General features: G+C 70.6%; 20 protein-coding genes. 19 read left to right on the plus strand and 1 reads right to left on the minus strand.

The genetic code is table 11. The features are described from left to right. Nucleotides 1-20: 20 nt before the first annotated feature. The 15 genes from EDD93_RS20785 (at nt 21) to EDD93_RS20855 (ending at nt 17,032) form a co-directional block, all read left to right on the plus strand. A complete protein-coding gene (locus tag EDD93_RS20785; RefSeq protein ID WP_185092393.1) occupies nt 21-629 on the plus strand; it encodes a septum formation initiator in 609 nt (202 codons plus the stop codon). Nucleotides 630-633: 4 nt separating this feature from the next. Beyond that, nucleotides 634-2,625: a penicillin-binding protein 2 gene (locus EDD93_RS20790; RefSeq protein WP_123526579.1), complete on the plus strand. Its 1,992-nt coding sequence runs from the start codon at nt 634-636 to the stop codon at nt 2,623-2,625. A 17-nt stretch (nt 2,626-2,642) separates the two neighbouring features. Beyond that, nucleotides 2,643-4,361, plus strand: coding sequence for a UDP-N-acetylmuramoyl-L-alanyl-D-glutamate--2,6-diaminopimelate ligase (locus tag EDD93_RS20795; RefSeq protein ID WP_123526580.1), 1,719 nt, complete (start codon nt 2,643-2,645; stop codon nt 4,359-4,361). Between the two features lie 4 nt (nt 4,362-4,365). Continuing rightward, the gene (gene murF, locus EDD93_RS20800) at nt 4,366-5,772 is read left to right on the plus strand and encodes a UDP-N-acetylmuramoyl-tripeptide--D-alanyl-D-alanine ligase (protein WP_123526581.1); all 1,407 of its coding nucleotides are present in this window, start codon (nt 4,366-4,368) and stop codon (nt 5,770-5,772) included. Further along, nucleotides 5,769-6,839, plus strand: a complete 1,071-nt coding sequence (mraY, locus tag EDD93_RS20805) for a phospho-N-acetylmuramoyl-pentapeptide-transferase (RefSeq protein ID WP_123526582.1) — start codon at nt 5,769-5,771, stop codon at nt 6,837-6,839. The genes murF and mraY overlap by 4 nt, the downstream gene beginning before the upstream one ends. Beyond that, on the plus strand, nt 6,836-8,263 hold the full coding sequence (gene murD, locus EDD93_RS20810) for a UDP-N-acetylmuramoyl-L-alanine--D-glutamate ligase (protein WP_123526583.1): 1,428 nt from the start codon (nt 6,836-6,838) through the stop codon (nt 8,261-8,263). The genes mraY and murD overlap by 4 nt, the downstream gene beginning before the upstream one ends. A 114-nt stretch (nt 8,264-8,377) precedes the next feature. After that, nucleotides 8,378-9,820, plus strand: a complete 1,443-nt coding sequence (gene ftsW / locus EDD93_RS20815) for a putative lipid II flippase FtsW (RefSeq protein ID WP_185092394.1) — start codon at nt 8,378-8,380, stop codon at nt 9,818-9,820. A gap of 6 nt (nt 9,821-9,826) precedes the next feature. Next, on the plus strand, nt 9,827-10,921 hold the full coding sequence (gene murG, locus EDD93_RS20820; RefSeq protein WP_123526584.1) for an undecaprenyldiphospho-muramoylpentapeptide beta-N-acetylglucosaminyltransferase: 1,095 nt from the start codon (nt 9,827-9,829) through the stop codon (nt 10,919-10,921). 50 nt (nt 10,922-10,971) lie between these two features. Next, a complete protein-coding gene (locus tag EDD93_RS20825; RefSeq protein ID WP_123526585.1) occupies nt 10,972-11,766 on the plus strand; it encodes a cell division protein FtsQ/DivIB in 795 nt (264 codons plus the stop codon). A 276-nt stretch (nt 11,767-12,042) separates the two neighbouring features. Next, complete coding sequence (ftsZ, locus tag EDD93_RS20830; protein ID WP_123526586.1) at nt 12,043-13,257, plus strand: cell division protein FtsZ; 1,215 nt, start codon at nt 12,043-12,045, stop codon at nt 13,255-13,257. A 17-nt stretch (nt 13,258-13,274) separates the two neighbouring features. Continuing rightward, complete coding sequence (pgeF, locus tag EDD93_RS20835) at nt 13,275-14,015, plus strand: peptidoglycan editing factor PgeF (RefSeq protein WP_123526587.1); 741 nt, start codon at nt 13,275-13,277, stop codon at nt 14,013-14,015. Between the two features lie 3 nt (nt 14,016-14,018). Further along, nucleotides 14,019-14,747, plus strand: coding sequence for a YggS family pyridoxal phosphate-dependent enzyme (locus EDD93_RS20840; RefSeq protein WP_123526588.1), 729 nt, complete (start codon nt 14,019-14,021; stop codon nt 14,745-14,747). A 125-nt stretch (nt 14,748-14,872) separates the two neighbouring features. Then, the gene (locus tag EDD93_RS20845; protein WP_073735522.1) at nt 14,873-15,484 is read left to right on the plus strand and encodes a cell division protein SepF; all 612 of its coding nucleotides are present in this window, start codon (nt 14,873-14,875) and stop codon (nt 15,482-15,484) included. Nucleotides 15,485-15,555: 71 nt separating this feature from the next. After that, complete coding sequence (locus tag EDD93_RS20850) at nt 15,556-15,840, plus strand: YggT family protein (protein ID WP_073735521.1); 285 nt, start codon at nt 15,556-15,558, stop codon at nt 15,838-15,840. A 49-nt stretch (nt 15,841-15,889) separates the two neighbouring features. After that, the gene (locus EDD93_RS20855) at nt 15,890-17,032 is read left to right on the plus strand and encodes a DivIVA domain-containing protein (protein WP_123526589.1); all 1,143 of its coding nucleotides are present in this window, start codon (nt 15,890-15,892) and stop codon (nt 17,030-17,032) included. A 237-nt stretch (nt 17,033-17,269) separates the two neighbouring features. On the opposite strand, the gene ileS is transcribed toward EDD93_RS20855, so the two are convergent. Then, complete coding sequence (gene ileS / locus EDD93_RS20860) at nt 17,270-20,416, minus strand: isoleucine--tRNA ligase (RefSeq protein WP_123526590.1); 3,147 nt, start codon at nt 20,414-20,416, stop codon at nt 17,270-17,272. A gap of 575 nt (nt 20,417-20,991) precedes the next feature. Here ileS and EDD93_RS20865 point away from each other — a divergent pair. Genes EDD93_RS20865 through EDD93_RS20880 form a run of 4 tightly spaced genes read left to right on the plus strand, consistent with a single transcriptional unit; the run spans nt 20,992 to nt 23,902 of the window. After that, the gene (locus tag EDD93_RS20865; RefSeq protein ID WP_123526591.1) at nt 20,992-21,753 is read left to right on the plus strand and encodes a TraR/DksA C4-type zinc finger protein; all 762 of its coding nucleotides are present in this window, start codon (nt 20,992-20,994) and stop codon (nt 21,751-21,753) included. Between the two features lie 57 nt (nt 21,754-21,810). Next, complete coding sequence (lspA, locus tag EDD93_RS20870) at nt 21,811-22,470, plus strand: signal peptidase II (RefSeq protein WP_123526592.1); 660 nt, start codon at nt 21,811-21,813, stop codon at nt 22,468-22,470. Between the two features lie 23 nt (nt 22,471-22,493). Then, entirely contained in the window at nt 22,494-23,435 is a 942-nt protein-coding gene (locus EDD93_RS20875; RefSeq protein ID WP_123469968.1) for an RluA family pseudouridine synthase, read from the plus strand. Then, nucleotides 23,432-23,902 (plus strand): GNAT family N-acetyltransferase, encoded by a 471-nt coding sequence (locus tag EDD93_RS20880; protein ID WP_123526593.1) that lies wholly within the window; start codon nt 23,432-23,434, stop codon nt 23,900-23,902. Before EDD93_RS20875 ends, EDD93_RS20880 begins: the two co-directional genes overlap by 4 nt. Nucleotides 23,903-23,920 lie beyond the last annotated feature (18 nt).

Raw genomic sequence — 23,920 nt, forward strand, 5'->3', positions numbered from 1 at the left:
GCGAGGGACGGGGCGGTGCGGTGAGCAAAGCGGCCGGGCAGTTGAAAGGACGTGCGGCACGGCTCAGCCGGCTGATGCCGGCCGGGCCGAGCAAAGCCGCCCGGACCCCCTTCGTCCTGCTGGTCGTCCTGCTCCTGGGCGGCGGCCTGATCACCCTGCTCGTGCTGAACTCCGCGCTCAACGAAGGATCGTTCCGGCTGAGCGAGCTGAAGAAGCGGACCACCGACCTCACCGACGAGCAGCAGGCCCTCCAGCACGACGTCGACAGCTCCGCCGAGCCCGACGCGCTGGCCCGCCGGGCCCGGGAACTGGGCATGGTCCCCGGCGGCAGCCCCGTCTTCCTCGGCCCCGACGGCAAGCTCCGGGGCGTGCCCTCGGCCGCCACCGCCGAACCGGCCCCCGCGCCGCCGCCACAGAGGACCACCGCGCCGCCGCAGGCCCCCGCGAGCGCGCCGCCGCAGCCCCCCGCCACGTCCGGCCCGACCCCCTCGGGCAGCACGTCAGCCCCGGCCGGCACCACCACCGCCGGACCGGGCACCTCCGCAGCCACTCCCGACGCGGCCGGACCGGGCGCACCGGCGGCCCCGCGAACCCCGTCAGACCAGCCCTCCACGAGCCCCGGCAGGTGACGCAGTGCCTTCCAAGGAACCACCGCGCCGCCGGGTCCCCGGCCCGGCGCGCCCCCGCTCCGCGGCCCCCCGTACCGGCCGCCCCCGCCCCGACGCGCGACGGCGGCCCTCCTCCTCCCCGGCCGCGCGCAGGCCGGTGCCGCGCGGCCGCTCCGGCCGTCCGCTGCGGCTCGGCAGCCCGCGCCCCCGGCTGCGGCTGGTCAGCCTCGCCCTGACGCTCGTCATGATCGCGTTCGTCGTCCGGCTCCTCCAGGTCCAGGCGGTCGACGCCAACGCGTACGCGGCCAAGGCCGACAAGAACCGCTACCTCAGCTACACCGTCGCCGCCGAGCGCGGGGAGATCACCGACCGCAGCGGCATCGCGCTGGCCACCAGCGTCGACGCGTACGACATCACCGCCGACCCCAAGATGTTCACCCCGGCCGACAGCAAGGCCCCGGACGCCCCCCAGCAGGCGGCCGCCCTGCTCGCGCCCATCCTCGGCGCCGACGCGGCCGAGCTGACCAAGAAGCTCGCGAAGCCGAAGAGCCGGTACGCGGTGCTCGCCCGCCGGCAGACCCCGCAGGTCTGGAAGCAGATCAAGGACCTCAAGTCGGTCTTCGCGGAGAAGGCCGCCAAGGACAAGGCGGCCGGCGGCCCCGGAGCCAACGTGCTCGCCGGTGTCTTCCAGGAGTCGACCACCAAGAGGGTCTACCCCAACGGCGGCCTCGCCGCCGGGATACTGGGTTACGTCAACGCCGAGGGCAAGGGCGCCGGCGGCCTGGAATCGCAGCTGGACAAGGAGCTGGCGGGCGAGGACGGCACGATCAAGTACGCCCAGTCCGGTGGCCGCCGGGTGCCCACGGCCGGCACCAAGGAGGTCCCGGCCGTCGCGGGCTCCGACATCGAGCTGACCATCGACCGCGACATCCAGTGGGCGGCCCAGAAGGCCATCTCCGAACAGGTGAAGAAGTCCAAGGCGGACCGGGGCTACGTCGTCGTCCAGAACACCCGGACCGGCGAGGTCCTCGCCATGGCCAACGCGCCCGGGTTCGACCCCAACGACCTCTCGCAGGCCGACGCGGCGTCCCTGGGCAACGCGGCCCTCCAGGACGTGTACGAGCCCGGCTCCACCAGCAAGGTCATGTCCATGGCCGCGGTGCTGGAGGAAGGCGCCGCCACCCCCGGCACCCACGTCACCGTCCCCAACCGGCTGCACCGGGGCGACCGGCTCTTCAAGGACGACATCGACCACCCCACCTGGTACCTGACGCTCAACGGCGTACTGGCCAAGTCCAGCAACATCGGCACCATCCTGGCCGCCGGACAGCTCGGCAGGACCCAGGCCCAGGCCAACAAGACGCTCTACTCCTACCTGCGCAAGTTCGGCATCGGCTCACCGACCGGACTCGGCTACCCGGGTGAGACCCCGGGCATCCTCGCCAAGCCGCAGGACTGGTCGACCTCGCAGCAGTACACGATCCCGTTCGGCCAGGGGCTCTCGCTCAACGCCATGCAGGCCGCCTCGATCTACTCCACCATCGCCAACGGCGGGGTCCGGATCGCCCCGACCCTGGTGCGCGGCACCAAGGGGGCCGACGGCCGCTTCACCGCCGCCGACGCCCCCGCACAGTCCCGGGTGGTCAGCGAGAAGACGGCGAAGACACTCGCGAAGATGCTGGAGTCGGTGGTCGGCGACCAGGAGGGCACCGGCACCAAGGCGAAGATCCCCGGCTACCGGGTCGCGGGCAAGACCGGTACGGCCAACCGGGTCGATCCGGTACGCGGCGGCTACCACGGCTACACCGCCTCCTTCGCCGGCTTCGCCCCCGCCGACAACCCCCAGATCACCGTCTACTGTGCGATCCAGAACCCCACCAAGGGCGGCTACTTCGGCGGCCAGATCTGCGGACCCATCTACAAGCAGGTCATGGAATTCGCCCTCAAGACCCTTCAGACCGCGCCCTCCGGCAGCGAGCCGGCCAGGCTGCCGGTGTCCTTCAAACCCGGCGAGTGAACTCGGGGAGACCATCCGTGACAACCATCACCCCTGATCCCGGGAACCGGAACGGGAACCACCACGACCCCGGCCCCTCACTTCGCGAGAGGCCGGGTGCTCCCGGTACGCTCACCGCCGTGCCCCACGCTGAACAGTCCCGAACCACCCAGAAGGACGCCCCTGTGAACTACCCGGGAGCGCCCCGCCCGGATCGGCTGCGGCCGACCACCCTGGCCACCCTGGCAGCCCGGCTGGGAGTCGAACCGCCCGGCACCGGCGAAGTCACCGGCATCACCCACGATTCCAGGGCCGTACGCCCCGGAGACGTGTACGCCGCTCTGCCGGGTGCCCGCCTGCACGGCGCCGACTTCACCGCCCAGGCGGCCGGCCTTGGCGCCGCCGCCATCCTCACCGACCCGGCGGGCGCCGAACGCGCCGCCGCCACCGGCCTCCCGGTGCTGGTCACCGAGGACCCGCGCGGCCGGATGGGCGAACTCGCCGCCGAGATCTACGGACAACCCGGCACCGACCTGCTCCGGATCGGCATCACCGGAACCTCCGGCAAGACCACCACCGCCTACCTCATCGAGGGCGGCTTCCGCGGCGCAGGGCGCAGCACCGGTCTGATCGGCACCGTGGAGATGCGCATCGGCGACGAGCGCATCAAGTCCGAACGGACCACCCCCGAGGCCACCGACCTGCAGGCCCTGTTCGCGGTGATGCGCGAGCGCGGCGTGGACGCGGTGACCATGGAGGTCTCCAGCCACGCCCTGGTGCTCGGCCGGGTGGACGGCTGCACGTTCGACGTGGCCGTCTTCAACAACCTCAGCCCGGAGCACATGGAGTTCCACTCCGGCATGGAGGACTACTTCCAGGCCAAGGCGCGGCTGTTCACCCCGCAGCGCAGCAGGCAGGGCGTCGTCAACTTCGACGACGAGTACGGCCGCAGGCTGATCACCGAGGCCTCCGTGCCGATCACCACCTTCTCCGCCGAGGGCCACCCGGACGCCGACTGGCGGGCCGAGGACGTCGAGGTCGGCCAGCTCGGCTCCACCTTCACCGTCATCGGCCCCAAGGACGAGCGGGCCACCGCGAAGGCCCCGCTGCCGGGACCGTTCAACGTCGCCAACACCCTGGCCGCGATCGTCACCCTCGCCGTCGCGGGCATCGACCCGCAGATCGCGGCCGACGGCGTCGCCGCCGTGCCCGGGGTGCCCGGCCGGCTGGAGCGGATCGACGCCGGACAGCCGTACCTCGCACTCGTCGACTACGCGCACAAGACCGACGCCGTCGAATCGGTGCTCCGCTCCCTCCAGAAGGTCACCGAGGGCAAACTGCACATCGTCCTCGGCTGCGGCGGCGACCGCGACACCACCAAGCGCGGCCCGATGGGAGCGGCCGCCGCCCGGCTCTCCGACACCGCTGTCCTGACCTCGGACAACCCCCGCTCCGAGGACCCGCTCGGCATCCTCGCGGCCATGCTCGCGGGTGCCGCGGAAGTGCCCGTCCACGAACGCGGCGACGTCCTGGTCGACGCGGACCGGGCCGCCGCCATCGCGGCCGCGGTCGGCCGGGCCGGCCCCGGCGACACCGTGATCGTCGCGGGCAAGGGCCACGAGCAGGGCCAGGACATCCACGGCGTCGTGCGCCCCTTCGACGACCGGGTGGTCCTGCGCGAGGCCATCGAGCGGTCCCTGGGACACGAGAGCGCCGCCCACCGCGCCCCCACCCACGAGAACAACAGTCAGGGATGACCAAGTGATCGCCCTTTCCCTCGCCGAGATCGCCGAAATCGTCGGCGGGCAGTCGTACGACATACCGGATCCGGCAGCAACCGTCAGCGGGCCAGTCGTCATCGACTCCCGGGCGGTGAAGCAAGGCAGCCTCTTCGTCGCCTTCGCCGGCGAACGCGTCGACGGCCACGACTACGCGCGGCGCGCCGTCGAGGCGGGCGCGGCAGTCGTGCTGGCCGCCCGCCCCGTCGGCGTTCCCGCGATCGTCGTGGACGACGTGGTGGCGGCGCTCGGCGCGCTCTCCCGTGCCGTCGTCGGACGCCTGGGCACCACCGTGGTCGCCCTCACCGGCTCCGCCGGCAAGACCTCCACCAAGGACCTGATCGCCCAGCTCCTGGAGCGCAAGGGCCCCACCGTCTATCCGGAGGGCAACCTCAACAACGAGATCGGACTGCCGCTCACCGCGCTGCGCGCCACCGAGGAGACCCAGCACCTGGTCCTCGAAATGGGCGCACGCTACATCGGCGACATCTGCTACCTCACCGGCCTGGTCCCGCCCCGGATCGGCCTCGTGCTGAACGTCGGCACCGCCCACATCGGCGAGTTCGGCGGCCGCGAGCAGATCGCCCAGGCCAAGGGCGAGATGGTCGAGTCCCTCCCCCCGGAGGGGCTCGCCGTACTCAACGCCGACGACCCGCTCGTCCGCGCCATGTCCTCCCGCACCAAGGCCCGGGTGCTGCTCTTCGGCGAAGCCGCGGAAGCGGACGTACGGGGAGAGAACGTGCGGCTCACCGACGACGGCCGCCCCGCTTTCCGCCTCCACACACCCACCGGGTGCAGCGATGTGACCATGCGCCTGTACGGTGAGCACCACGTGTCGAACGCGCTCGCCGCGGCCGCCGTCGCCCATGAGTTGGGCCTGTCCGCAGACGAGATCGCCGATGCGCTCTCCGAGGCGGGCACCCTCTCCCGCTGGCGCATGGAGGTCACCGAGCGTCCGGACGGCGTGACGTTCGTCAATGACGCCTACAACGCCAACCCCGAATCCATGAGAGCCGCGCTGCGCGCGCTGGCCGCCATGGGGAAGGGGCGTCGTACGTGGGCGGTGCTCGGCCAGATGGCCGAGCTCGGCGACGCCTCGCTCACCGAGCACGACGCGGTCGGACGGCTTGCCGTCCGGCTCAACGTCAGCAAGCTCGTCGCGGTCGGGGGCAGAGAAGCCTCCTGGCTGCAACTGGGCGCATACAACGAGGGTTCGTGGGGTGAGGAGTCGGTGCATGTGTCCGACACACAGGCTGCCGTCGACCTGCTGCGCAGTGAACTGCGCCCGGGAGACGTCGTGCTGGTGAAGGCTTCCCGGTCGGTCGGCCTGGAGCAGGTCGTCACGGCGCTGCTGGACAGTGCGGCCGAGGGCGAGGTCGCCGGCCGATGAGGCAGATCCTCTTCGCGGGGGCCATCGGGCTCTTCCTGACCCTGGTCGGTACCCCGCTGCTGATCAAGCTGCTGGCCCGCAAGGGATACGGGCAGTTCATCCGGGACGACGGCCCGCGCAGCCACGGATCGAAGAAGGGCACGCCCACCATGGGCGGCATCGCCTTCATCCTGGCGACGATCATCGCGTACGTGGTCTCGAAGCTGATCACCGGCGAGGACATGCGCTTCTCCGGCGTGCTGGTCCTCTTCCTGATGGCCGGCATGGGACTCGTCGGTTTCCTCGACGACTACATCAAGATCGTCAAGCAGCGCTCGCTGGGCCTGCGGGCCAAGGCCAAGATGGCCGGCCAGCTGATCGTCGGCATCGCCTTCGCGGTGCTCTCGCTCCAGTTCGCCGACGCCCGCGGCAACACCCCCGCCTCCGACAAGCTCTCGTTCGTCGAGGACTTCGGCTGGTCGATCGGCCCGGTGCTCTTCGTGCTCTGGGCGCTCTTCATGATTCTCGCCATGTCCAACGGCGTGAACCTGACGGACGGTCTGGACGGCCTCGCCACCGGTGCGTCGGTGATGGTCTTCGGCGCGTACACCTTCATCGGGCTCTGGCAGTTCCAGGAGTCCTGCGCCAACGCGGCCACCCTCACCAACCCGAGCGCCTGTTTCGAAGTACGAGATCCACTCGACCTCGCGGTCGTGGCCTCCGCCCTGATGGGCTCCTGCTTCGGCTTCCTGTGGTGGAACACCTCGCCCGCCAAGATCTTCATGGGTGACACCGGTTCGCTCGCCCTCGGCGGCGCGCTCGCCGGTCTGGCGATCTGCTCCCGCACCGAGTTCCTGATGGCGGTGCTCGGCGGCCTCTTCGTGATGATCACGATGTCCGTCGTCATCCAGGTCGGCTCGTTCAAGATGACCGGCAAGCGGGTGTTCCGGATGGCGCCGCTCCAGCACCACTTCGAACTCAAGGGGTGGTCCGAAGTCCTTGTCGTGGTCCGCTTCTGGATCATCCAGGGCATGTGCGTGATCGTCGGACTCGGCCTCTTCTACGCAGGATGGGCAGCCAAGAAGTGAGCAGTACGGACTGGCGGGGCAAGCACGTCACGGTCGCCGGACTCGGGGTCTCCGGGATCCCGGCGGCCCGGGTGCTGCGCGGTCTCGGCGCCGTCGTCACCGTCGTCAACGACGGGGACGACGAGCGCTCCCGCACCCAGGCCGCGGAGCTGGAGGCGCAGGGCATCACCGTGCGCCTCGGCGACGGGGCCACCCTGCCCGAGTCCACCGAGCTCATCGTCACCACCCCGGGCTGGCAGCCCGACAAGCCGCTGTTCGCCGCGGCCGCCGAGGCGGGCGTCCCGGTCTGGGGCGACGTCGAACTCGCCTGGCGGCTGCGCGGACGGGACGGCAGGGAACCGGCACCCTGGCTCGCGGTCACCGGAACCAACGGCAAGACCACGACCGTCCGGATGCTCGCCTCGATCCTGGAGGCGGCCGGGCTGCGCACCGCCGCCGTCGGCAACATCGGCGTCTCGCTGCTGGACGCGGTCCTCGGCGACCAGGAGTACGACGTCCTGGCCGTCGAGCTCTCCAGCTACCAGCTGCACTGGTCGCCCTCGCTGCGCGCCCACTCCGCCGCCGTGCTCAACCTGGCCCCCGACCACCTCGACTGGCACGGCTCCATGGAGGCGTACGTCGCGGACAAGGGCCGGATCTACGAGGGCAACGGCGTCGCCTGCGTCTACAACGTGGCGGACCCCGCCACCGAGGACCTGGTGCGCGAGGCCGACGTCGAGGAGGGCTGCCGGGCGATCGGCTTCACCCTCGGAACCCCCGGGCCCTCCCAGCTCGGGGTCGTCGACGGCATCCTCGTCGACCGTGCCTTCGTGACGAACCGGCAGAAGCAGGCGCAGGAGCTGGCCGAGGTCGGGGACGTGAACCCGCCCGTCCCGCACAACATCGCCAACGCGCTGGCGGCCGCCGCGCTCGCCCGCGCCTTCGGCGTCGCCCCGGCCGCCGTGCGCGACGGGCTGCGCAACTTCCGCCCCGACCCGCACCGCATCGAGCATGTCGCGGACATCGCCGGGGTCGCGTACATCGACGACTCCAAGGCCACCAACACCCACGCCGCCGAGGCCTCCCTGGCCTCCTACGACCCCATCGTCTGGATCGCCGGCGGGCTGGCCAAGGGAGCCACCTTCGACGAGCTGGTGACCGGGTGCGCGAAGCGCCTGCGGGGCGTCGTACTGATGGGCGCCGACCGCGCCCTGATCCGCGAAGCCCTCGCGCGACACGCGCCCGAGGTCCCGGTGACCGACCTCGACCGGACCGACACTGGGGCGATGTCCGAGGCGGTCCGCGAGGCGGCACGGCTCGCCCGGCCGGGAGACACCGTACTGATGGCCCCGGCCTGCGCCTCGATGGACATGTTCACCAACTACAACAAGCGGGGCGAGGCCTTCGCGGACGCCGTCCGCGCACTCGCCGCCGAGAGCGCCTGACGGGCCCGGCCTCCGCGCCGTAACGTCCCGGAACAACCGGGTCGTACGGCAGTGCCGCGGGCGCGGGCCCTCGGCGCCGAAGCCCCGGGCACGAGCAGTGGAGGGGACAGGACCATGCCGGCCGAAGAGAGCCCTGCCGCACGCGGCAGGGACCGCTCACGGGCGACCGCGGCGATCAGCCGGGCGCTCCGTCCACCCCTCCCGGCGACCGCCGGCGCCCCGCTGCCGGACGGACTCGCGCTCCGTGTCCGGTCGGCTCCCGGCTCCCGGCGGCCCCCCGCCGTCCGCTCCAGGAGCACGGGCGGCCCCCGCACCCCGCGCGGCGGCGGTGTGCGCCGGCTCTACGAGCAGGCACGCCGGGCCTGGGACCGGCCGCTGACGGCGTACTACCTGATCCTGGGTGCCGGGCTGCTCATCACCGTGCTCGGGCTCGTCATGGTCTACTCCGCCTCGATGATCAAGGCGCTGGAGCTCGACAAGCCGGGCACCTACTTCTTCCGCAAGCAGTTCCTGGCCGCCGTCATCGGGGCCGGACTGATGGCGATCGCGGCCCGGATGCCGGTGAAGCTGCACCGTGCCATGTCCTACCCGCTGCTGATGGGCGCGGTCTTCCTGATGGTGCTGGTCCAGGTGCCGGGGATAGGGATGTCGGTCAACGGCAACCGCAACTGGCTCTACCTGGGCGGCCCCTTCCAGCTCCAGCCCAGCGAGTTCGGCAAGCTCGCCCTCGTCCTGTGGGGGGCAGACCTGCTCGCCCGCAAACAGGACAAGCGGCTGCTCAACCAGTGGAAGCACATGCTGGTGCCGCTGGTGCCGGTCGCCTTCATGCTGCTCGGGCTGATCATGCTCGGCGGTGACATGGGCACTGCGATCATTCTCACTGCGATCCTGTTCGGGCTGCTCTGGCTGGCCGGAGCCCCCACCCGGCTGTTCGCCGGGGTGCTCGCCACCGCCGGGCTGATCGGTTTCGTACTGATCAAGACCAGTCCGAACCGGATGGCCAGGCTCGACTGCATGGGCGCGAGCGAACCGGGGCCCGGCGGCTCGTGCTGGCAGGCCGTGCACGGTATCTACGCTCTGGCGTCCGGCGGCTGGTTCGGATCCGGGCTCGGTGCGAGTGTGGAAAAATGGGGGCAACTCCCCGAACCCCACACCGACTTCATCTTCGCCATCACGGGGGAGGAACTGGGGTTGGCGGGGACGCTGTCGGTACTCGCCCTCTTCGCGGCTCTAGGCTATGCGGGTATCCGCGTGGCCGGACGCACGGAGGACCCCTTCGTGAGGTATGCCGCGGGAGGTGTGACCACCTGGATCACGGCTCAGGCAGTGATCAACATCGGTGCGGTGCTCGGTCTGCTTCCGATCGCCGGTGTCCCGCTCCCGCTGTTCTCCTACGGAGGGTCGGCCCTGCTGCCGACCATGTTCGCTGTCGGGCTGCTGATCGCGTTCGCGCGGGAGGATCCCGCCGCGAAGGCCGCCCTGGCCATGCGGAGGCCCGGGGTGAGATGGAAGACGATGAGACGGCGCATCAAGAAGCGTTCGTCCGGAGAGCGGTGAATTTCGGTGCATGTCGTACTCGCCGGTGGGGGGACCGCCGGCCACATCGAGCCCGCGCTCGCCCTCGCGGACGCCCTGCGCAGGCAGGACCCGAGCGTGGGAATCACCGCTCTCGGCACGGAGCGCGGACTCGAGACGAGACTCGTACCCGAGCGGGGGTACGAACTCGCCCTGATCCCGGCCGTCCCGCTGCCGCGCAAGCCCACCCCCGAACTCATCACCGTCCCGGGCAGGCTGCGCGGCACCATCAAGGCGGCCGAGCAGATCCTGGAGCGCACCAAGGCGGACTGTGTGATCGGGTTCGGCGGCTACGTCGCGCTGCCCGGCTACCTCGCCGCCAAGCGCGCCGGGGTGCCGATCGTGGTGCACGAGGCCAACGCCCGGCCGGGCCTGGCCAACAAGATCGGCTCGCGGTACGCGCACGGGGTCGCCGTCTCGACCCCCGACAGCAAGCTCCGCGGTGCCCGCTACATCGGTATCCCGCTGCGCCGCACCATCGCCACCCTGGACCGGGCCCGGGTCCGTCCCGAGGCGCGTGCCGCCTTCGGGCTCGATCCCAACCTGCCGACGCTGCTGGTCTCCGGCGGCTCGCAGGGCGCCCGCCATCTCAACGAGGTGGTCCAGCGGGTCGCCCCGCTGCTGCAGCGCTCCGGAATCCAGATCCTGCACGTGGTCGGCCCGAAGAACGAAATGCCGCGCGTGGACAACATGCCCGGTATGCCGCCCTATATCCCGGTACCGTATGTGGACCGGATGGACCTCGCGTACGCCGCGGCCGACATGATGCTCTGCCGCGCGGGCGCGATGACCGTGGCGGAGCTCTCCGCCGTCGGGCTGCCCGCCGCCTATGTCCCGTTGCCGATCGGCAACGGCGAACAGCGGCTCAACGCCCAGCCGCTGATCAACGCCGGCGGCGGTCTGCTGGTGGACGACGCGGCGCTCACCCCCGAGTGGGTGCAGGGCAACGTCCTTCCGGTACTGGCGGATCCGCACCGACTGTATGAAATGTCCCGCGCTGCCGCCGAGTTCGGCCGCCGGGACGCCGACGACCTGCTGGTCGGCATGGTGTACGAGGCGATTGCCGCACGCCGAGGCGCGTGAGGCGGACGGGTCCGGGGGCGGCGCCCCCGGACCCGGCATAAGGAGCGAGCGTGGCCGGACCGACGACCGCCCAGCGCGGTGCAGGGCAGCAGGAGGACACCCCGGACCGGCCGCCGCGCCCGGGTGCCGAAGGGCGCCGGATGTCCCGGCGGACCAGGCTGATCGTGATCGCGGCGGCCGTGCTGCTGCTCGGCTCGGGCGCCGTCTGGGCGCTCTACGGCTCGTCCTGGCTCCGGACCGAACAGGTCCGGATCACCGGTGTCGACGTACTGTCACCGGCCGAGGTGGAGTCCGCCGCCGCGGTGCCGATGGGGGCTCCGCTGGTCTCCGTGGACACGGACGCCATCGCCGGCAGATTGCGCCAGAAGTTGCCTCGTATCGACTCGGTGGATGTCGTACGGTCATGGCCGCACGGCATCGGACTTAAGGTGACCGAACGAAAGCCGGTCCTGTTGGTGAAAAAGGGCGCGAAGTTCATCGAAGTGGACGCCAAAGGCGTGCGCTTCGCCACGGTGGACAAAGCACCCGGGCGCGTACCCCTGCTGGAACTGACCCCTGGTCAGTCGGCGAGCCTGCGCCGCTTCGGCAGTGACCGGCTGGTGCGGGAGGCGGTCCGGGTCGCGGGCGATCTCCCGGCCGGTGTCGCCGGGGACACCGAGGTCGTGCGGGTCACCTCGTACGATTCGGTCTCCTTGCGGCTCACCGGGGACCGTGAGGTGATCTGGGGGAGCGGTGAAGAAGGTGCTGTGAAGGCGAAAGTCCTCACCGCGCTCATGAAAGCCGCTCCCAAAGCAGGACACTTCGACGTGAGTGCACCCACCGCTCCTGCGGTGTCGGGCAGTTGACGCACATTCGGCCTGGCCAGCACCCTGGTTGGTCAGCGCTACGGGTGATCACATAGGGTGAAAAGAAAAACGGGAGGTTCGGCGTGTTCGTTGAACGTGCGCCACTTGTCGACTTAGTGTCCTGTTCGGAAGAGTCCATGAAGCAGACACACTGGTAACCCTAAACTTCAACGTTAGGGTTTGGGTCGGCGTTCGGACCGTCCCAATCGGCATCCGTCGTCGCGGCGGGACTACCGCCAAGCGACGACACGTAACTCGAGGCGAGAGGCCTTCGACGTGGCAGCACCGCAGAACTACCTCGCAGTCATCAAGGTCATCGGTGTCGGCGGCGGTGGTGTCAATGCCATCAACCGAATGATCGAGGTCGGTCTCAAGGGCGTCGAGTTCATCGCGATCAACACTGATGCGCAAGCCCTGTTGATGAGCGACGCCGACGTCAAGCTCGACGTCGGCCGTGAACTCACCCGTGGCCTCGGCGCCGGGGCGAACCCGGCCGTCGGTCGCAAGGCGGCAGAGGACCACCGTGAAGAGATCGAGGAGGTCCTCAAGGGGGCCGACATGGTCTTCGTCACCGCAGGCGAAGGCGGTGGCACCGGCACCGGTGGCGCCCCCGTCGTCGCCAATATCGCGCGCTCGCTCGGCGCCCTGACGATCGGTGTGGTCACCCGCCCGTTCACCTTCGAGGGCCGGCGTCGCGCGAACCAGGCGGAGGACGGCATCGCCGAACTCCGCGAAGAGGTCGACACCCTCATCGTCATCCCCAACGACCGACTGCTGTCCATCTCGGACCGCCAGGTCAGCGTGCTCGACGCGTTCAAGTCGGCCGACCAGGTGCTGCTCTCGGGCGTCCAGGGCATCACCGACCTCATCACCACCCCGGGCCTGATCAACCTCGACTTCGCCGACGTCAAGTCGGTCATGTCCGAGGCCGGATCGGCGCTCATGGGCATCGGCTCGGCGCGCGGCGACGACCGTGCGGTGGCGGCGGCCGAGATGGCGATCTCCTCGCCGCTCCTGGAGGCGTCCATCGACGGCGCCCGAGGTGTCCTGCTCTCCATCTCCGGCGGCAGCGACCTCGGTCTCTTCGAGATCAACGAGGCCGCCCAGCTGGTGAGCGAGGCGGCGCACCCGGAGGCGAACATCATCTTCGGTGCGGTCATCGACGACGCACTGGGCGACGAGGTACGGGTCACCGTGATCGCCGCGGGCTTCGACGGCGGACAGCCGCCGGCCCGCCGCGAGAACGTCCTGGGTGCGAACTCCGCCAAGCGCGAGGAGTCCGCCCCGCCGGTCCGGGCCGCCGAGCCCGTGCGCCAGTCGGGCGGACTGGGCTCCGTGCCCCCGCGCGAGGAGACCCCGGTCCAGGCCGATCCGGTGCCGGTGGCCAACGAGAGCCACCTTCCGCCGGTCGCTCCGCCGCACGTCCCGCCGGCCCGTCCCTACCAGGACTCCCAGGCCGAAGAGCTGGATGTTCCGGATTTCTTGAAGTGATAGATCCGCACGACGCAGTGAGCGAAGAGAATTCCGTCTCTTCGGGGGGCGGCGCCCACTTCTCCTTCACCGACAGGTGGGGAGGGGTGAGCGCCGCCCCGTATGCGGAGCTCAACCTCGGCGGCGCGGTCGGTGACGACCCCGCCGCCGTTCTCGCCAACCGGGAGCGCGCCGCCCGCGGTCGCGGGCTCGACCCGGCCCGGGTCGTCTGGATGAACCAGGTCCACGGCCGGGACGTAGCCGTGGTCGACGGACCGTGGGGCGCCGCCGCCCGGATTCCCGCCGTGGACGCGGTGGTGACCGCGCGGCGCGGGCTCCCGCTCGCCGTCCTCACCGCGGACTGCACCCCCGTACTCCTCGCCGACCCGGTCGCCGCAATCGCCGCGGCGGCGCACGCCGGCCGCCCCGGCCTGGTCGCCGGAGTGGTGCCCGCCGCGGTCGGGGCCATGGTCCGGCTCGGCGCGGACCCCTCACGGATCGTCGCCCACACCGGGCCGGCCGTCTGCGGACGGTGTTACGAGGTCCCGGCCGCCATGCGGGACGAGGTCGCCGCGAGCGTCCCCGCCTCCTGGTCCGAGACCAGCTGGGGAACCCCGGCCGTGGATGTCACCGCCGGAGTCCATGCCCAGCTCGAAGCCCTCGGAATCACGGACCGGCACAAGTCGCCCGTCTGCACGATCGAGTCCGGCGACCATTTCTCGTACCGACGCGACCGCACCACCGGGCGGCTCGCCGGATATGTCTGGCTGGACGGATAGGGCATGACAGACCGTAAGGCTCAACTCGCAGCGAATCTCGCACAGGTGGAGGAACGCATCGCTTCCGCCTGCGCCACCGCCGGTCGCAAGCGGGAGGAGGTGACCCTCATCGTGGTCACCAAGACCTACCCCGCGAGCGATGTGCGGATCCTGCACGAACTCGGCGTGCGGCAGGTGGCGGAGAACCGCGACCAGGACGCGGCCCCCAAGGCCGCCGCATGTGCGGATCTGTCCCTCACATGGCATTTTGTCGGCCAATTGCAGACGAATAAGGTTCGTTCTGTGGTGAGTTATGCCGATATCGTACAGTCGGTGGACCGGGCCAAGCTGGTGACGGCACTCTCCGCACCGGCCGCGCTCGACGCGCGCGACGGGCGTGAACTCGGGTGTCTCATCCAGGTCGCGCTCGACGCGGAGAGCGGTGAACGGGGCGAGCGGGGCGGCGTCGCCCCCGACGGCGTCGAGGAGTTGGCCGCCGCGATCGAATCGGCCCCGGGGCTGCGGCCTGCCGGTCTGATGACCGTCGCGCCGCTCGCCGGACCGTTCGCCGGTAGGCAACGGGCGGCGTTCGACCGGTTGATGGAAATCTCATCCCGGCTGCGCGGGAACCATCCGGCTGCCACCATGGTCTCTGCAGGGATGAGTGCGGACCTCGAGGACGCGGTCGCGGCCGGAGCGACACATGTGCGCGTCGGTACTGCGGTACTCGGAGTCCGACCCGGGCTCGGGTAACGTCGCCAAGCAAGTCGGACCACAGCAGAAAATATGGTCATTACCGCCCACGGCGGATAGACCACAGTGGATCGCGGGCACTTGGTGACAGATGCCGATCCACCACAGAGCGGAGGACTCAGAGCATGGCCGGCGCGATGCGCAAGATGGCGGTCTACCTCGGCCTCGTGGAGGACGATGGGTACGACGGTCCGGGGTTCGACCCCGACGACGAATTCGAACCCGAGCCGGAGCCCGAGCGGGACCGGCGCCGGCACCAGCCCGCGCATCAGGTGGAGCGGGAACGGGACGAACCGGTACGAGCGGTACAGCCTCCGGCGCAGCGGGAGCCGGTTCAGATCCCGGCCGAGCGAGAGCGACCCGCCCGAATCGCCCCCGTGGCATCCATCACACCTGAACGCTCGAACTTGGAGAAGAACGCACCGGTGATCATGCCCAAGGTTGTGTCCGAGCGGGAGCCCTACCGCATCACCACGCTGCACCCCAGGACCTACAACGAGGCCCGTACCATCGGGGAACACTTCCGTGAGGGCACTCCGGTGATCATGAATCTCACGGAGATGGACGACACGGACGCGAAGCGACTTGTCGACTTTGCCGCGGGACTCGTCTTCGGTCTCCATGGCAGCATTGAGCGAGTGACGCAGAAGGTCTTTCTGTTGTCGCCTGCTAACGTCGATGTCACGGCGGAGGACAAGGCCCGCATTGCAGAGGGCGGATTCTTCAACCAGAGCTGAGAACACGACACCGGGAACAACCCGGCCGAGAGGCCGGAGCTACGAGAGCCAGGGGAGAGGGAAGCGCGAGGATGGGCGTCGCTCAAAGTGTTGTCTACATCGCGTTGATGTGTTTCCTCATCGTGCTGATCTTCCGGCTGGTCATGGACTACGTCTTCCAGTTCGCACGTTCATGGCAGCCGGGGAAGCCGATGGTGGTCGTCCTTGAGGCCACTTACACGGTCACTGACCCACCACTCAAGCTCCTGCGGCGGTTCATTCCGCCGCTGCGTCTCGGGGGCGTGGCACTCGACCTGTCCTTCTTCGTTCTGATGATCATCGTTTCCATCCTGATCAGCGTCGTGATCAGGTTGTGAGCGATACGGTCTTGCCGACTGCCGACGACTACGTAGAGGTGAAGAAGAGATGCCGCTGACCCCCGAGGACGTGCGGAACAAGCAGTTCACGACGGTCCGCCTCCGAGAAGGCTATGACGAGGACGAGGTTGACGCCTTCCTTGACGAGGTCGAATCGGAGCTGACCCGCCTGCTCCGTGAGAACGAGGACCTGCGCGCCAAGCTGGCCGCCGCCACGCGTGCCGCCGCGCAGAACCAGCAGCAGCAAGGCATGCGCAAGCCGGAGCAGCAGGACCGGCCCGGCGCACCGGTGCCGGCCGCCATATCTGGTCCGCCGGTCCAGCAGCAGCAGCCTCCGCAGATGGGTCCGCCCCAGCTGCCCGGTGGCGCTCCGCAGCTGCCCGCCGGTCCCAGCGGCCACGGACCCCAGGGTCAGCACGGCCCCGGTCCGCAGGGCCAGCACGGCCCCGGCCCGATGCAGGGCGGTCCCATGGGTGGCCCGATGGGCGGTCCCATGGGCGGTCACAACCCCCAGCAGCAGATGCAGCAGATGCAGCAGCAGCCGCCGCAGATGCAGCAGCAGCAGGGCCCCGGCGGCGACAGCGCCGCCCGTGTCCTCTCCCTGGCGCAGCAGACCGCCGACCAGGCGATCGCGGAGGCCCGTTCCGAGGCCAACAAGATCGTCGGCGAGGCGCGCAGCCGTGCCGAGGGCCTGGAGCGCGACGCACGTGCCAAGGCGGACGCCCTGGAGCGGGACGCGCAGGAGAAGCACCGCGTGGCGATGGGCTCCCTGGAGTCGGCCCGCGCGACGCTTGAGCGCAAGGTCGAGGACCTGCGCGGCTTCGAGCGCGAGTACCGCACGCGTCTGAAGTCCTACCTGGAGAGCCAGCTGCGTCAGCTGGAGACCCAGGCGGACGACTCGCTCGCCCCGCCGCGGACCCCGGCGACCGCTTCGCTGCCGCCGTCGCCCTCGCTGGCTCCGGCCGGTGCGGGCGCCATGGGCCACACCATGGGCGGCAACCACGGCGGTCACGGCGGCCCGCAGATGGGCGGCAACCCGTCCATGGGCGGTGCGCCCTCGTACGGTGGCCAGCAGCAGATGTCACCGGCGATGACCCAGCCGATGGCGCCGGTGCGGCCGCAGGCGCCGCAGCCGATGCAGCAGGCGCCCTCGCCGATGCGCGGGTTCCTCATCGACGAGGACGACAACTGAGCGGCTGTCGCGCGCTGAGCGCGTAGCCGTCGGCAGGCTGAGGGCCGGGCCCCGGGGATTTCCCCGGGGCCCGGCCCTTTTCCGTACCGGGCCGTCCGTACCCGGGGGCTCAGCCCCCGGACCTCCGCGCCTCAATCGCCGGCGGGGCCGGAATGCGGGCTGAGCGCCCGGGGTACGGAGCCGGGTACGCGAAGGGCCCGGCCGGAGCGGTCCGGCCGGGCCCCTTCGTCGGGAGGGTCAGTTCATGCGGCGGAGGCGGAACGTGAGGGACAGGCCCTCGTCCTCGAAGGGCTCGCCGTACGCTTCGTCCGCCTCGCCCTTTGCGTAGTCCAGGGCGAGGACCTCGTCCGCGATCAGGGAGGCGTGCTCGGTCAGCGCCTCGGCCGTCGCGGGCGATGTGGACGTCCAGCGGACGGCGATGCGGTCCGCCACGTCCAGGCCGCTGTTCTTGCGGGCCTCCTGGATCAGGCGGATCGCGTCACGGGCCAGGCCCGCACGCCGCAGCTCCGGGGTGATCTCCAGGTCCAGGGCGACCGTGGCACCCGAGTCGGACGCGACCGACCAGCCCTCGCGCGGGGTCTCCGTGATGATGACCTCGTCCGGGGCCAGCGACACCGTCTCGCCGTCGACCTCGACCGAGGCCGTGCCCTCGCGCAGGGCCAGCGACAGTGCGGCGGCGTCGGCGTTCGCGACGGCCTTGGCCACCGCCTGGACGCCCTTGCCGAACCGCTTGCCCAGCGCCCGGAAGTTGGCCTTCGCCGTCGTGTCGACCAGCGAACCGCCGACCTCGGAGAGGGAGGCCACCGAGGAGACGTTCAGCTCCTCCGTGATCTGGGCCTGCAGCGCGGGGGACAGACGCTCGAAGCCCGAGGCCGCGACCAGCGCACGGGACAGCGGCTGGCGGGTCTTGACGCCCGACTCGGCACGTGTGGCCCGCCCCAGCTCGACCAACCGGCGCACCAGTGCCATCTGCGTCGAGAGCGCGGGGTCGATCGCCGACAGGTCGGCCTTCGGCCACTCGGAGAGGTGGACCGACTCCGGGGCGTCCGGGGTGACCGGCGCGATCAGGTCCTGCCAGACCCGCTCGGTGATGAACGGCGTCAGCGGGGCCATCAGCCGGGTGACCGTCTCGATGACCTCGTGCAGGGTCCGCAGCGCCGCCTTGTCGCCCTGCCAGAAGCGGCGACGGGAGCGGCGTACGTACCAGTTGGACAGATCGTCGACGAAGCCCGAGAGCAGCTTGCCGGCGCGCTGGGTGTCGTAGCTCTCCAGCGCCTGGGTGACCTGGTCCACCAGGGCGTTGAGCTCGCTCAGCAGCCAGCGGTCCAGGACCGTGCGGTCGGCCGGGGCCGGATCGGCCGCAGAGGGAGCCCAGTTCGACGTGCGGGCGTACAGCGCCTGGAAGGCGACCGTGTTCCAGTACGTGAGGAGCGTCTTGCGGACGACCTCCTGGATCGTGCCGTGGCCGACGCGCCGCGCCGCCCACGGGGAGCCGCCGGCCGCCATGAACCAGCGCACGGCGTCGGCGCCGTGCTGGTCCATCAGCGGGACGGGTTCGAGGGTGTTGCCCAGGTGCTTGGACATCTTGCGGCCGTCCTCGGCGAGGATGTGGCCGAGGCAGACCACATTCTCGTAGGACGACTTGTCGAAGACCAGGGTGCCGATCGCCATCAGCGTGTAGAACCAGCCGCGCGTCTGGTCGATGGCCTCCGAGATGAACTGCGCCGGGTAGCGGCTCTCGAAGATCTCCTTGTTCTTGTGCGGGTAGCCCCACTGCGCGAACGGCATCGAGCCCGAGTCGTACCAGGCGTCGATGACCTCGGGGACGCGGTACGCCTCCAGTTGGCAGCTCTCGTGCGAGCAGGTGAACGTGACCTCGTCGATGAACGGCCGGTGCGGGTCCAGGTCCGAGAGGTCGGTCCCGGTCAGCTCGCTCAGCTCGGCGCGCGAGCCGACACAGGTGAGGTGGCCCTCCTCGCAGCGCCAGATCGGCAGCGGCGTTCCCCAGTAGCGGTTGCGGGACAGCGCCCAGTCGACGTTGTTGTTCAGCCAGTCGCCGAAGCGGCCGTTCTTGACCGACTCGGGGAACCAGTTGGTCTTCTGGTTCTCCTCCAGGAGACGGTCCTTGACGGCCGTCGTGCGGATGTACCAGGACGGCTGCGCGTAGTAGAGCAGCGCGGTGTGGCAGCGCCAGCAGTGCGGGTAGCTGTGCTCGTACGGGACGTGCCGGAAGAGCAGGCCCCGGTCGGCGAGGTCCTCGGTGAGCGCCTCGTCGGCCTTCTTGAAGAAGACGCCGCCGACCAGCGGCACGTCCTCCTCGAAGGTGCCGTCGGGGCGGACCGGGTTGACCACCGGCAGTCCGTACGCCTTGCAGACCAGCAGGTCGTCGGCGCCGAAGGCGGGGGACTGGTGGACCAGACCCGTACCGTCCTCGGTCGTCACGTACTCGGCGTTGACGATGTAGTGCGCCGGGGCCGGGAAGTCGATGAGGGCGAACGGACGCTCGTACGTCCAGCGCTCCATCTCGCGGCCGGTGAACGAGTCGCCGGTCAGCTCCCAGCCCTCGCCGAGGGCCTTCTCCACGAGCGGCCGGGCGACGACGAGCTTCTCCTCGCCGTTCGTCGCGACGACGTACTCGACCTCGGGGTGCGCGGCGACGGCGGTGTTGGAGACCAGGGTCCAGGGGGTCGTCGTCCAGACCAGGAGCGCGGCCTCGCCGGCCAGCGGGCCGGAGGTGAGCGGGAAGCGTACGAAGACGGACGGGTCGACGACCGTCTCGTAGCCCTGGGCCAGCTCGTGGTCGGACAGGCCGGTGCCGCAGCGCGGACACCAGGGGGCGACGCGGTGGTCCTGGACCAGCAGGTCCTTGTTGAAGATCTCCTTCAGCGACCACCAGACCGACTCGACGTACTCGGGGTCCATCGTGCGGTAGGCGTCGTCCAGGTCGACCCAGTAGCCCATCCGGGTCGTGAGCTCGGTGAAGGCGTCGGTGTGCCGGGTCACGGACTCGCGGCACTTGGCGTTGAACTCGGCGATGCCGTACGCCTCGATGTCCTTCTTGCCGTTGAAGCCCAGCTCCTTCTCGACCGCGAGCTCGACCGGCAGTCCGTGGCAGTCCCAGCCGGCCTTGCGGCCGACGTGGTAGCCCTGCATGGTGCGGAAGCGCGGGAAGACGTCCTTGAAGACGCGGGCCTCGATGTGGTGGGCGCCGGGCATGCCGTTGGCGGTGGGCGGGCCCTCGTAGAAGACCCACTCGGGGCGGCCCTCGGACTGCTCCAGGCTCTTGTCGAAGACCTTGCGCTCGCGCCAGAAGTCGAGCACTGCGTGCTCCAGTGCGGGCAGGTCGACCTGGGCGGGTACCTGGTGGTACTGCGGCGATGTCATGTGCGGGCTTCCTCCGGCGGACGTGTTCCACTTCCGTCGGAGGGACGAGAACCGGTCGGGTTCCCGCGGTACCACCCTCCTTGGCCCCGGGCTGGTGCCCGTGGCCCCCTCATTAGGGGTGCGAAGCCGGTTCTACTCGCCTTGCGTCCGTGGGCGCGGCCCACTGTCCGAGGCTTTCCTCCGGCGGCTCCGGGTGATCTTCACGACGCGCTCGCCCCCGGGCTCCCACCGTCCCCGGGTCGCTCCTGGCTGCGTACGACGCTACTCGTCCCATCCACGCCTCTCGCTGCGGCCAGTGTACGGGGCCCGGGACGCATGGGCCGACCGGTTTACCGGCGGGCTCCGGCGTGACCCGAATGGCCAGACGCGGCGCGCGGGGTCCCGGCGGCTCCCGGCGGGGGAGGCGGGGACGGATTACCCGGCGGGGAGCTGGGCACAACGGATTGAGGCGGGCTGTGATCCGGACACGGGGAGGGGCGAACCGGCGGCGTGCCCCGTTGCCGCGGGGCTGGGGTCGACTTATCGTCCCAGCACGACTCGCGAGCAAGATCACAATGTGTGAAGGGGCCGCGGCCATGGTGGCGAAGAAGACCGCCGCAAAGAAGACGGCGTCAGCGCGATCCACGGGCGCGGCGGCCGGGGAGAAGGCGGCGGAGGCCGAGGAGAAGGCCACGAAGAAGGCTGCCGAGAAGGCGGCGCCCAGAAAATCGGCGACCAAGAAGGCGGCGGCGAAGAAGGCCGCTCCGAAGAAGGCCACGGCTGCGAAGACCGTGGCCGAGAAGGCTTCGAAGAAGGCCGCCGCTGCGGCCACCGGGGCGGCCGAGGCCGCCGAGCAGACGGGAGCCCACAGGGTGGTAGCCAAGAAGAGCGCGGCCAGGACCCGGACCGCCGGACGGAGCACGGCACCCGTGCCGCCGGCCCGTGCCGCCGCGACCACGCCGGGGGAGCTGGCCGTACGGCCGGGCGAGGACCCCTGGACGCAGGAGGAGGTCTCGGCCGCCCGGTCCGAGCTGACCGGCGAGATCGCCCGGCTGCGCACCGAGCTGGAGACCTCGGGCGCGGCGCTGGCCGGGCTGATGCGGGACTCGGGCGACGGGGCGGGTGACGACGAGGCGGACACCGGCACCAAGAACATCACCCGCGAGCACGAGATGTCGCTCGCCGCGCACGCCCAGGAGACGCTGGAGCAGACCGAGCGCGCGCTGGCCCGGCTCGACGCCGGGACGTACGGGCTCTGCGAGATCTGCGGCAATCCGATCGGCAAGGCGCGGATGCAGGCGTTCCCCCGGGCCACGCTGTGTGTCGAGGACAAACAGAAGCAGGAGCGGCGAGGCTGATCCCCGCCGCCGTGTCGTACCCTCGTCCTCAGTCGGGAACTAGGTTGAGGGACTCACGTGGCAGAGGCGGAGAGCATCATCGGTACGCCGGACATCCCTGAGGCTGAGGGACACGAAGGAGCCGAGCCGGAGCGTGGCGAGGGAGCCGGTTCCCCGGACGGGCGGGCGGTGGATCCCACCGCCGCCGAGGACGGGGACGGCGAGGCGGTGGTCGACCGTTCGGCGGCCACCCGCCGGCGCCGGATCATCCTGCTCTTCTGCGTCGCGGTCCTCGCGTACCTGCTCGACCTGGGCAGCAAGATGCTCGTGGTGGCGAAGCTGGAGCACCAGGAGCCGGTCGAGATCTTCGGCAGCTGGCTCAGGCTCGACGCGATCCGCAACGCGGGCGCCGCGTTCGGGCTCGGCGAGGCCTTCACGATCATCTTCACGATCATCGCGGCGACCGTCATCGTGGTGATCGCCCGCCTGGCGCGCAAGCTCTACAGCCTGCCGTGGGCCATCGCGCTCGGGCTGCTGCTCGGCGGTGCGCTGGGCAACCTCACCGACCGCATCTTCCGTGCGCCGGGTGTCTTCGAGGGCGCGGTGGTGGACTTCATCGCCCCCGCGCACTTCGCCGTCTTCAACCTGGCGGACTCCGCGATCGTCTGCGGCGGCATCCTGATCGTGATCCTTTCCTTCAAGGGCCTGGACCCCGACGGCACCGTGCACAAGGACTAGGGCGCGCAAGGCATACTCGACAGGTGAGTACGCATCCCGAGATCCGAACCCTGCCCGTACCCGACGGCCTGGAAGGCGAGCGTGTCGACGCCGCCATTTCCCGCATGTTCGGTTTCTCCCGCACCAAGGCCGCAGAACTGGCCGCCGCCGGGAAGGTGCAGGTGGACGGTTCGGTGGCCGGGAAGTCCGAGCGGGTGCACGGCGGGGCCTGGCTGGAGGTCGAGATGCCGCAAGCGCCCGCGCCGGTGCAGATCGTCGCCGAGCCGGTCGAGGGCATGGAGATCGTCCACGACGACGACGACATCGTCGTGATCATGAAGCCGGTCGGTGTCGCCGCGCACCCGAGCCCCGGCTGGACCGGCACCACCGTCATCGGCGGCCTCGCCGCGGCCGGGTACCGGATCTCCACCTCGGGCGCCGCCGAGCGCCAGGGCATCGTGCACCGGCTCGACGTCGGCACCTCGGGGCTGATGGTCGTCGCCAAGTCCGAGCGGGCCTACACGCTGCTGAAGGCCCAGTTCCGCGACCGGATCGTCGACAAGAAGTACCACGCGCTGGTCCAGGGCCACCCGGACCCGATGAGCGGCACCATCGACGCCCCCATCGGGCGCCACCCCACCCACGACTACAAGTGGGCGGTCGTCGCCGAGGGCAAGCCCTCGGTCACGCACTACGACCTGATCGAGGCGTACCGCGCCGCCAGCCTCCTGGACATCAAGCTGGAGACCGGCCGTACGCACCAGATCCGGGTGCACATGTCCGCCCACCGCCACCCCTGCGTCGGTGACCTCACCTATGGCGCCGACCCGACGATGGCCAAGCGGCTGGGGCTGACCCGGCAGTGGCTGCACGCCGTCCGGCTCGGCTTCGAGCACCCCTCGGACGGCCGCTGGGTGGAGTTCTCCAGCACCTACCCGGACGACCTCCAGCAGGCCCTGGACCGGATCGCGGCGGAGAGCGAATGATCGCCTTCACCACCCGCACCGTCACCGGTGAGCAGGACCGCGCCGCCTGCTTCCAGGTCCGCAAGGACGTCTTCGTCGGCGAGCAGAACGTGCCCGAGGAGATCGAGTACGACGCCTACGACGCGGACGCGGTGCACGTCATCGCTGTAGCGGCGGACGGTACGGCGCTGGGCACCGGACGGCTGCTGCACGGCCCCGGCACGGAGGCGAAGACCGGCGGCGACCTCACGGTCGGCTCGCTCGGCCGGCTCGCGGTGACCAGCGGGGCGCGCGGCCTCGGGGTCGGCGCCGCGCTGGTGCGGGCCATCGAGGACGCCGGCCGTGAGCTGGGCCTGGCCGCTGTCGACCTGCACGCCCAGACCCACGCGCTCGGCTTCTACGAGCGGCTCGGCTACGTCGCGTACGGCCCCGAGTTCCCGGACGCCGGCATCGCGCACCGGGCGATGCGCCGCACGCTGAACGGCTGAGTCCGCCGGCCACCGCGC

Source organism: Streptomyces sp. 840.1, assembly GCF_003751445.1.
In the GTDB taxonomy this organism is placed as follows: domain Bacteria; phylum Actinomycetota; class Actinomycetes; order Streptomycetales; family Streptomycetaceae; genus Streptomyces.

Coding starts and splice junctions, on each gene's coding strand:
- EDD93_RS20850 (WP_073735521.1), top strand. CDS start 15,556: ATGGGCGTCGCTCAAAGTGTTGTCTACATCGCGTTGATGTGTTTCCTC.
- EDD93_RS20855 (WP_123526589.1), top strand. CDS start 15,890: ATGCCGCTGACCCCCGAGGACGTGCGGAACAAGCAGTTCACGACGGTC.
- EDD93_RS20865 (WP_123526591.1), top strand. CDS start 20,992: ATGGTGGCGAAGAAGACCGCCGCAAAGAAGACGGCGTCAGCGCGATCC.
- ileS (WP_123526590.1), bottom strand. CDS start 20,416: ATGACATCGCCGCAGTACCACCAGGTACCCGCCCAGGTCGACCTGCCC.
- EDD93_RS20840 (WP_123526588.1), top strand. CDS start 14,019: ATGACAGACCGTAAGGCTCAACTCGCAGCGAATCTCGCACAGGTGGAG.
- EDD93_RS20845 (WP_073735522.1), top strand. CDS start 14,873: ATGGCCGGCGCGATGCGCAAGATGGCGGTCTACCTCGGCCTCGTGGAG.
- mraY (WP_123526582.1), top strand. CDS start 5,769: ATGAGGCAGATCCTCTTCGCGGGGGCCATCGGGCTCTTCCTGACCCTG.
- EDD93_RS20880 (WP_123526593.1), top strand. CDS start 23,432: ATGATCGCCTTCACCACCCGCACCGTCACCGGTGAGCAGGACCGCGCC.
- ftsW (WP_185092394.1), top strand. CDS start 8,378: ATGCCGGCCGAAGAGAGCCCTGCCGCACGCGGCAGGGACCGCTCACGG.